The 10,102-nt window shown below is 37.9% G+C and carries 11 protein-coding genes; 8 read left to right on the plus strand and 3 right to left on the minus strand.

Translation table 11 applies throughout. The features are described 5' to 3' along the window. Positions 1–338, minus strand: a 338-nt coding sequence (locus tag QVB70_RS12240) for an aldehyde ferredoxin oxidoreductase N-terminal domain-containing protein (protein ID WP_287586641.1), incomplete at its 3' end; no start/stop codon positions are given. Between the two features lie 192 nt (positions 339–530). Between QVB70_RS12240 and QVB70_RS12245 the strand changes: the two genes are divergently transcribed. Next, entirely contained in the window at positions 531–809 is a 279-nt protein-coding gene (locus QVB70_RS12245) for a hypothetical protein (protein WP_287586643.1), read from the plus strand. Positions 810–1,031: 222 nt separating this feature from the next. Further along, complete coding sequence (pgk, locus tag QVB70_RS12250) at positions 1,032–2,276, plus strand: phosphoglycerate kinase (protein WP_287586645.1); 1,245 nt, start codon at positions 1,032–1,034, stop codon at positions 2,274–2,276. 122 nt (positions 2,277–2,398) lie between these two features. Here pgk and QVB70_RS12255 read toward each other — a convergent pair whose 3' ends face one another. Then, positions 2,399–2,635 carry a hypothetical protein gene (locus QVB70_RS12255; protein WP_287586648.1) on the minus strand — a complete coding sequence of 79 codons (237 nt, stop codon included), beginning with the start codon at positions 2,633–2,635 and terminating at the stop codon, positions 2,399–2,401. Positions 2,636–2,897: 262 nt separating this feature from the next. Here QVB70_RS12255 and QVB70_RS12260 point away from each other — a divergent pair, with 262 nt between their 5' ends. Next, on the plus strand, positions 2,898–3,062 hold the full coding sequence (locus QVB70_RS12260; RefSeq protein ID WP_287586651.1) for a hypothetical protein: 165 nt from the start codon (positions 2,898–2,900) through the stop codon (positions 3,060–3,062). Between the two features lie 153 nt (positions 3,063–3,215). Here QVB70_RS12260 and QVB70_RS12265 read toward each other — a convergent pair whose 3' ends face one another. Next, a complete protein-coding gene (locus tag QVB70_RS12265) occupies positions 3,216–4,265 on the minus strand; it encodes a type II glyceraldehyde-3-phosphate dehydrogenase (RefSeq protein WP_287586652.1) in 1,050 nt (349 codons plus the stop codon). Positions 4,266–4,571: 306 nt separating this feature from the next. Here QVB70_RS12265 and QVB70_RS12270 point away from each other — a divergent pair, with 306 nt between their 5' ends. From QVB70_RS12270 to QVB70_RS12290, 5 genes are all read left to right on the plus strand, one after another. Beyond that, a complete protein-coding gene (locus QVB70_RS12270; protein WP_287586656.1) occupies positions 4,572–6,098 on the plus strand; it encodes an IS200/IS605 family accessory protein TnpB-related protein in 1,527 nt (508 codons plus the stop codon). 134 nt (positions 6,099–6,232) lie between these two features. Then, positions 6,233–6,640 carry a hypothetical protein gene (locus tag QVB70_RS12275; RefSeq protein WP_287586660.1) on the plus strand — a complete coding sequence of 136 codons (408 nt, stop codon included), beginning with the start codon at positions 6,233–6,235 and terminating at the stop codon, positions 6,638–6,640. A gap of 269 nt (positions 6,641–6,909) precedes the next feature. Then, positions 6,910–7,722, plus strand: coding sequence for an RAMP superfamily CRISPR-associated protein (locus QVB70_RS12280; RefSeq protein ID WP_287586662.1), 813 nt, complete (start codon positions 6,910–6,912; stop codon positions 7,720–7,722). 300 nt (positions 7,723–8,022) lie between these two features. Further along, positions 8,023–8,826: a hypothetical protein gene (locus QVB70_RS12285; protein ID WP_287586664.1), complete on the plus strand. Its 804-nt coding sequence runs from the start codon at positions 8,023–8,025 to the stop codon at positions 8,824–8,826. A gap of 580 nt (positions 8,827–9,406) precedes the next feature. After that, on the plus strand, positions 9,407–10,102 hold a 696-nt coding region (locus tag QVB70_RS12290), incomplete at its 3' end, for a type I restriction enzyme HsdR N-terminal domain-containing protein (RefSeq protein ID WP_287586665.1).

Below are 10,102 nucleotides of genomic sequence, written 5' to 3' on the forward strand. Positions count from 1 at the left end.
TAACCGGCAAACTTAAGCTGAGGTGCAAAATGCCCTGCCGAGTAGGACTCCGCGTATATGTCCGTTAAAGGTGATTTAAAAAAGACCCCATAGCGTCCGCCTGTTGGAAAGCCTGAACTAGTAGCAGGTCCAACTGTGATAATCAACTTGTTATCAGGGGAAAGTGGTTCCACATCTTTTCCTACTTCTTTGTAGAGTAGATATGTTCCGAACCCTTTGCCACCAATCCATTCTTTAGCAAAATCTTCCTGTAGAGGTTCTTCTGTGATTTCATTATTTGTGAGATTAACACGTAGAATTTTTCCAGCATATCCAAAGAGCAATTCTCTTGCCTCCAATTGAGGAGTCTCTATAATTAGATGTTAAAATTTAGTGAAGTTAGTTACAAAAGGTCAATCTATTTATATTTTTGTTCTTTGGCGTAACTCTATCTCAACTGTTGTTTAGTCACAATTTCATCAACTTTAGCAATAGCTTTTAAAAACAATAGCTTTTAAAAACATCTAAAAACAATTTCAGATGTGAAAACAATGGCAGAAAAAACTCTAGAAGAATTGCTTCCAGAAGGACCTGAAAACTTTCCAGTAGGAGAAGGTGTGACCGTGCTAAGAGGAAAAACCTTGGCAAAAACAGGACAGTGGCTGAAAGCAATTCTCTTAACCGAATCAGGTAACAAAAAGCAATTACGACTATATGGATGGCAAAAGAACAAAGAAGGTCAATACAAAAATCGCCAAAAGTTCAATATTTCGCAAGGATATATGAAAATGCTTTCAAATATTATGCTGGCATTTCTAGACGAGAAATAAATGCGGTTTAGAGCACTGTATATCTGAGACGTATGTTTATACCTTCAAACTTTAGAGAAAATATACCCATTCCTTTCTCAAGAGATATCAGTTCTATTTTGCTGGAAAAACGTAAATACACCTTATTTTATTTCATTTTTCTATAAATCTTTATCAAGGATTTCTACTTACTAAACGAATAAGATGGGTAACAATTAAACGGATGAAAAAGGTGAAAAAGTAATGCTTAACGGCGAGATCTTGACCATGGACGATTTTGATTTAAAAGGAAAGACAATCTTAATAAGATGTGATTTAAACTCACCTGTAGATCGCGAAACGGGTATAATCACTGATGATACAAGAATTAAGGCACATGCAAAAACTGTGAGGGAACTTTCTGAAAAAGGAGCTAAGACAGCAGTTATGGCTCATCAAGGAGATCCTTTATTTCTTGAAAATTTCGTTCCCTTAAAAGAACATGCTCAGATTCTTTCTAAATACTCTGGGGTAGAAGTTACTTACATCGATGACACATTTGGACCTGCAGCTCGAGTAGCAATAAAGAATTTGGAAAATGGCCAGGTTTTATTGCTAGAAAATACAAGATATTTTGCAGAAGACACTAGATTATTTGAGGATACAATCACACGATCTCCAGAGGATCAAGCTAAATGTCAACTTGTGCAGAAACTTTACCCCTTAGCTGACTATTTTATGATTGATGCTTTCGCTGCAGCTCATAAATCCCAACCTTCAATTGTTGGTTTTGCGGAAGTGCTTCCAACTCTAGCGGGTCGAGTAATGGAAGCCGAGGTGAGTGCATTGATGAAGGTTAGAGATGATCCCGAAAAACCTTGTGTTTTCCTTTTGGGTGGAAAAAAAATCTCTGATAAATACGTAGTAATAGAGCCAGTTCTTAAGAATAATACTGCGGACAAGGTTTTAACTTCTGGGGTCATAGGCATGATAATGCTAAAAGCTTCTGGTTACGAACTTGGAAAACCTTCAGAAATCCTCATTCAAGAGATGAAATTCGAGAAATATCTCTCACAATCTAAAAAATTATTAGAAGACTATGGTGACAAAATAGAGTTACCTGAAGATTTTGTTATTGATGGTGTAAAAGAGATAAACGTTTCTGAATTACCAGTAGATGCTAGCATTGGTGACATAGGTAGAAAAACGATTGAAAAGTATAAGACACAATTAGAAGGCGCAAAAACAGTATTTTTCAGTGGTCCACCAGGAATATTCGAAAAGAGAGAATTTGAAACTGGAACAAAGGAGATCCTGAATGCAATTAGCGCTGCTGGGGCTTTCTCAGTAGTTGGTGGCGGACATTCAATCGCTGCAATAGAGCAATATAATGTCAATGTAAACCTCACTAGCACTGGTGGAGGCGCATTAGTGAGATATTTGTCTGGTGAAGAGTTACCTGCAATAAAAGCATTGAAGAAAGCTGCAAAACGATATTTGAATAAATAAAAAATTCAATAATATCAAATCATTTCTTTTTCCTTACGAAGATATTATTGTGTGAACTACCTCACGCTAAAGCTGTGGTGCTTTCTTGCTTAGGTTCTGTAAAGACTAGCAAAACCGTTAATTTATAATCCCGCATCTTTGCGAGCTTTATCTGCTTCTTCACGACCAATATAACCTTTTTCTCCGTTCTGTAGCGTGATTTTGAGTCCTTCTAAATATTTGATCCCGCAATTTTGATGCCAATAATAATTATAACCTTTAGATGGGGCAAATCTTAGCCTAATCGAGCCTTTTTTAATCACGTCTCTACAGTATTCACATTTTGTGACCCCTGAGGGTGCTTCTTCTATATGAAACATTGCGTAAAATTCCTCATTCTGTCAAACCGTATTTTACGTTTACATCTTATTGAATTAAAAACTTTCTTAAAAACACCTCAATAGGAATTAACATCTCGGAGCCTGGGATCGGAAACGCATCCTCCGATGCCGAAGCAGACGATCGAAGGCGATCTAACTGCGTTTAAATCTAGATTTTATTGCAGTTACAAATATTTCTGACAGTGGAAAAACTTAATAATAAAGAACTTCAAATTGGCTTACATTGGGAGTTGGGGGGAAAATGGTCAAGAACGATTTTACAAACGCTATGCTTAATCTCTACAAGAAAGCACTCGCTATGTCTACAAGGGCGAAGAAAATCGAAGAACTCAATGCTTTTATAGAATTCCTGGCTTTTGAATTTAAGCGGAGAAAGAATCAAAGAGAGGTAAGGCTAGACAATTAGAATCGAAGAGCTCGTGAAAATGAATTCATGCACCTTAAGATCTTTAGCAATTAATATCAAGATCTATAGACCAGATAGTTGATATCTAGATTTATTCTTGAGTCTCTTATATAAAAAGATTTAAAATTGATTGAAAAAAGTGGAAGATGGCATTTACCATAGACGTCGTTTTGGTTCCATGCCCAAATACTTGTTTGTTAAGCTAACTGCCTCAAGACGGTCTGTTTGCAACTGGAGAGATGCTCGAATCCCGTCTAGCGACTCGGGAATGGTCACAGCTTCCTGCGGGATATATATGGCATACATTGCTAATTTTCCAATAGTCGTCACTGTCTCTTCCCACACCACAGTTTCATACATATCCGCAAAAGGCTTCCCTGCGAATCGATTGAACTGGAGAAGTGATGTATTCGTATTAAAACCATCAGCAATCCTTAAAACTTGAATCCTTGGATGCGCATTGAAGGCATCTAGCATTTCTTCCTTTGTCAGGGGTTTCTTTGGAGTTGCTACTACATTTATAATATGGCCATGTGTCACAGGCACATGAACAAGGAATCCTGTGGCTTGAACATGAGGCATAATCTCCATCAGATCAACTGCTTGGTGATTTGGAACTGGTTCAGGTTTCAATATGTCAACATACCCTCTATGTGTGTCACCTGGGTCAGCACATCGTCGGACGATTGTTACCGCGATATTTTCAATTCCATGAGTTCGATCCAAACAGTCAACGGTTCTGATCAGCCCTGTCGTGTTGCAACTCGTCAGTTTGAGATAAGATTGACCCACACCTTTTTCGTAATTGGCATATCCATGAAAGAACACATCTGCAACCTCACCTGCTTCCCCACCTTGGAAAACTGCAGGAACCTTGAATTTTTCGTAAAGAATCTTATTTTTAGCGCCGATACCTCCCGGTGCCGCGTCTAATATAATATCTACCTCTTGCAGGAGATCTTCAGCAGTACCAGCAACTGGTATGCCAGCATCTTCAATACTTTTAGTGCGTGAAGGGTCAACGCAATATAACTTGACTTCTTTATCGGCAAGGCGCATCCCTCTTGCCTTTAGGGATTTGATTGCTAAAGTCGGAGCAATATCAGCTACACCAACAAGTTCCATATCTTTCTGAAGCGCCGCTCCATAAGCCAAACGAGTCCCAATTTGACCATAACCGAAAATGCCAACTTTTGTTACCATTTTGATTTCACCTCAATGAGTATATATCTAAAAAGTGATATCCTAAAGTGTATACCTAAAAGCTATTTAAGACTTAGCTTTTTTGCTGATAGACACTTACGTCACAGATCAGACAGGTCTTTACCTCACACAAATAGGGGTGCACGTCATAAGTCTGAATCCTGCGAAATTGATGACTGGGTTTTGTTCAATATCGATTTTCTCACGTTTAAGCTCGATGCCTTGCGTGATAAGATGCAAGGAATGCTGTACTAAATTTGTGGAGTTTAAAAATCAACTGTAATATAAGATAAATAGAAGGCGATCATGATGATTCAGACCATCAAACTCCGAATGTATCCTGATGAGGCACAAGAATATCAACTCCATGAAATCTTTACCATCTATAACCGGGTGAAACGCATTGGTTACAACCTGCTGTTTCATAACGAGGACTACATGGTAGAGCGCTTCGATGAGGGTAAAACCATCCAACAGTGTTTGATGAGTCTGTGCCACAATAACCCTTATGTCAATACTATCTTGATTGACAACAAGGCGCAACTGGAATCACAAAAGACGTGGCTGGAAAAACGACGCACACGCATGACACAGCAGCTACAAGTCATCATCAAGAAAATCAAAACAATAAAAGAGAAAGATACACATGACAGACGGTTGAAGGGCTTATACGCCCGTAGATCCTCAATAATGGCTAAACTGCGCAATTTACACCTCGAACCTGTGGTATTTGGCACTAAGAAATTATTCAGAGACAGAATACGCGGCAACATAAGTAGGGAAGAGTTCAGGATACGACGGGATTCTTCTTTCAGTTGCATTGGAAAGCAACAGGGAAAAAACCTGAACATTAAAGTATTGCCCAGAAAAACCGTCAAGATACGCACCTTTTCCAAGCAAAAAGGATGCAAATGGCTGATCATTTCCCTTTCCGTAAACTCTGTGCAGGAAAAATGGTTTCAAGATATTTTTAATTCCGACAAATACACGGTGACCGTGAAACGGAAGTTTTTCAAGGGGACGGTGCGTTATTTTGTCCATGTTTCTTATGAAATTCCAGAACCTGTACCACGTTGTGGCTACGAACATGGTGCCATCGGATTAGATTTCAACTATAATTTTGTTGCCCTGACCAATGTCGATCAACATGGTACATTACTCTCTTATCATACCATTTCGTTTTGCAACCTCCACAGCTATCGAACAAATAAACGTAGCGATTACATCTCTTATAAGATGGATAAAGTCGTCAATTATTGCATCAATAAGGGCAAGGGCATCGTGGTCGAGGACTTACAATTCGGCCAAGAGTTTTACTATAATAAAAAACGCAACCGAAAATTCAGCAATATGAAGACCACTGCCTTGCAGCTGTTAGAGAGAAAATGCAAAAAGCGAGGTGTGTCCTTTCGAAAGGTATTTCCTGGATATACCTCCATAATCGGGAGGTATAAGTATTCAGGATTACATAATTTGTCAACACATCACTTAGCAAGTTATGTAATAGCTCGAAGGGGTTTAGGTTTCAGGGAAGTCATTCCAGCCATCTACGATTGGGTGTCCTCACAAGTCGGGGAGTTCATAGAACCCCGTTTGAAACAGGATAGTCCTTACCGTAGATGGTCGATGATCCATGACCTCTTCAAGCACAGTGGGATAACTTCCTTCAAGGCTGCCGAAATACTTAAAAAAACAGTATTAATGAGGCATGTTTTGCACTCGGTGACGAGCGCACAGCCCGATAACCTTAAGGCTGGTTCTTCCTTCTTGAAAGCAGGGAGAATTGATGATTATTATAAAGTGTGGAATTTTATAACTAATCCCACATTATAAATAATTGTAAGGTTTAAGAATATCCACATAATTTTTCTTGATTCCCAGTCCGTTTCGTAAGTTCAAAATTTGTCTTCCTCTTATAAGCTCTAAATTTAGAAAGTCAAATTAAGGATTCAAAGGAGTTCCTAATTGTGAATAAACAAACTGATTTACAAAATAATAAGGAACTTTATGGCGTTTTCAATGAATTAAGGAACTATTTAGCCGGTATGGCTGCTGGTATGACTCGTGATGAAAGTTTAATACAAGAATTGATACCTCTTCTCTTTTGTAAAATTTATACTGAAAAAAATATAGATTTGAAAGATAAGTTTCGAGCAGAATCAAAAGAATCAGCCGGTGTTATAAAAAGGCGGATTTCAGCAATTTTCAAAATGGTTAAGAAAGAATTTGAGGATATTTTTGAAGAAGAGGAAAAAATTGATCTAAAGGCGGAATCAGTTAAGTTCATTGTCAGCAAGCTGCAAAATCATGATCTAACGACGGTGGATCAAGATGCAATCGGAAATCTGTTTGAATCCTTCCTTGGTCGATCGTAGCCAAAGATACCAATTTGCTCGTAGCTAAAACAACTAATACTGATACTAAAATGTTACTCAAGCAGATTTGATTGTTTTGTATAATTAGTAGATGGTATCTAGTGTACAACTGATTTTCTCATTATTTACAAACAACTAAAATCTCAAATAACGTCTATAAACCACGAAAATTTACTATCATACTTTTACTGTGGTCTCTCTCTAGTAAAATATATTATATTTCATAATTTTTCTAGAGAGCATGTATGTATTCTATCGAGGTTGTAAACATGAAACAAACAAAAAAACAGATCGTGGTTCGTGCCTATACTCCAATAGCTAAACCTCATAATGTGTCTATTCAAAAAAATTCCACTATGCTTCTTCTAGGTGAAATTTCTTATGAAAGTGGTTCGAAAGCATTCAATACAAAACTGTATTACATTAAAGGGGTACGCGGAATGTTGAGGCATGCCGCCATGTCTCTTGCTCAAGATTGTGGTATAGAAGTCTGCCATTCCAGTGAAAAAACTGAGCTCAAAGATGGGACTCAACTCGTTCCTTCTGGTTTCCATCCTCTTGGCTCATGTGATCCTCCTTGTATTCTCCGAAGAATCTTTGGCACCTTCCGCGAAGAATCCTCAATCTCCGTCTTAGTTGATCCTATTGCTTCGATAAAGCATAAAGAATACACTACTGAGTTACCTGCTCAAAAAGTCCATATCGCCACTGAAAATAGGATAGCCCTTACTTATGATAGAACGGCTATTCAAGATTTTCGTGAAAGCTATTTCAGCGGGTATTTTAACTTCGTAATCGACATCACAAATTTAACCGATGATGAGATCAAGTTCATCGTGGAATCGTTGCTCTACATCGAAACACTTGGCAGTGGCAAAAATGCTGGTTATGGATATATCAAGATTCTAGAGGTCGAAATCCAGAATGTACATGTTTTGCGAAACATCACGATGGATAACGGAGTATATAAGATCATTGAAGAAATCGAAGTAAAACCGATACTACTTGAAAACATCGAAGAATGGAGAAACGCGTATATGAGAGAAAATCTGATAAAAATTGAACAACAACACTCCACTTGATTAGTTGTGAAAGGGCGTGAGAAATAATGGAGATTTTCTCTTCTAAGACGCTCATCGCCCGCTTTTTCTCAGCTAAGACGGAATACTTCTTGTAATCTGCAAGAAGCACGTTCTTATGTGAGAGACAGTTATTATAGAGGTCCCAAACCTCGGTTGATGGGGAAAGAATGTCCGGCAGAGGGATGAATAAAACGATAACTACTTTACCAAAAGGGTTACAAAAGCCGTTACTTTCCCATGGTCTTATATCTCCCGTTTAAATGACAAAAAATTTAAAACATCCTATAGTGGTGCTGAAAAATGCCAAAAAGATGGTTTAAATTATCTGGTGTAACTAAAACTCCAGTGATCACGAAAAAAAGACATTTTTTTCATAAATTTGGGGTAATTACCATTAATGGTAGTCCTAGAGTGTTCGGTAAACTTACGAAAGGTGAGAGACGCGCTCCTATGACCTTTAGGGCATGGCATGGAACAGTAGAGTTTATTATTCCTCACTCAAAACTCGAACCAGCGCTCGCTATTGAAAGTATCGGGAGATATACCCATGAAGGGATGGGGCAAATACTGTGGACAAGTGTAAAACAACTCCCCAAAAGACCTCTCTATACTCCAAAAAAAATTAGGATTCGTAAAATGCTCCCAAAACTTTCAGATACATGGGAAAAACTAATGATCGCCATGTTACTACATGATTTCGTGAATACTGAAAAACATTCCAGCAAAATTTACTCTGAGGTTACTATCGTTGATGACGACGTATATAATCTAGCGAAAAATCATCATAATTACGAGATGGATGAAAGGGAATTGCCCCTCCTCGCTACCCTCCAACATTATGACCAAGTTTCTTCCTCAATTTCTCGAAAGTTTAGGTGGTCTACCTCCTCACGTTATCGTGCAGATATTCAAGAGAAAATAGATTTTGATACACTAAAAAGAGAGATAGAATTGAGAAAACATTCTCTTTATGCTCTTTATAGCTTCATCTATAAGTCTCAAGTACTTAATGAGATCAATGAGGCAATAGAATTTGGTTTCTCTTCTTTAAAAAACCATCTTCTTCTGATGGTCAATCTCTTTCTTGATGACCTTTATGGATGAGTTTTTATGTCACAAGTTATGGTGTTGCAATCCCTCTTTACAGATAAATATACAGGATGCAAGACGGACTGTTCATCGCATATCGCGATGAACACGTTCTTGTACATGAGACTGAACCCGAGAGGTCCCACGCCTCAGATGACGGGAATGGATGACAGGCCAAAGGACGAGAAAAGTGATAAATACGGACACTTTTTCACGCCAAGAAACGTTGTCAGATTCGCTATTACCATTAATGATCCTAGGAATGGTAATGGCATCCTCCCTATTTTTTTATTTTTTCAATAATAGTTTTACATGAACCTCTCTTTTAAAAAAATGCCATTCATCCACATTATCATAGAAACTTCTAGCGAGATTACTAAGACTTGCCCAGAGCATCTATCTATAACACACGAAAGATCAAACTTACTATAACAAAATAAACGTCAGAGGGGTTCTGGTAAAATGCTTCATAATTTTGAATAGTTTTGTCGGTTCCCCATACAATTTTATAGATGTTGTTTGCAAAAAAGAACATCAAATTAGATTTCCTAGTTTTTTAACTTAAGTCAATGATTGCTCAGGTTGGTTAAGAATTATGCCGACACGAACGAAATCAGTTGAAAAGGTTTCCTTTGCTGAGGAACGCGTCAAAGGACAGATGAGACTTATTGATTTTATTTCTGGAAGTTTAGTTGAAGCCACACCTGAAGAGGTAGAGGCTGTTCAGGTCTTTTCTCGCAGATTGGTCGAAGAGTTTGGATATGATAAAAATCAAATCCAAACAAGACCTCAATTTAAAATCCGGGGCGCACCGTCAGGTAAACCAAAATATCCTGTTGACATAGCCGTCTTTAATGACGAAAAAAAAACCCATGGCAACTTGTTTATGATTGTCGAATGCAAACGAAAGACTCGTCGAGATGGAGAAAAGCAACTGAAAATATATTTGGGACTATCAAGTGCTCAGATAGGAGTTTGGTTCAATGGTAGTGAGCACCTCTACCTACAGAAGATTCTCGACAAAGAGGGAAATGTAACCTACAATTTAATTCCCACGATTCCCAAAAAAGGACAAAGAATTGAAGATATTGGCAAATACAAGCGAAAAAACCTGACGAAACCGAGTAATATAATCTCTTTGTTCAAAGATATTAAGAATCACTTATACGGAAACGTCGTAGGAATTACTCGTGATGAAGCTTTAATACAAGAAATAATGAATCTACTATTCTGCAAAATATACGATGAACTGAATACTGCTCCGGAAGATGATGTTGCTTTCAGAGTAGGA

This window comes from Candidatus Borrarchaeum sp. (assembly GCF_019058535.1).
Classification (GTDB): Archaea; Asgardarchaeota; Sifarchaeia; order Borrarchaeales; family Borrarchaeaceae; genus Borrarchaeum; species Borrarchaeum weybense.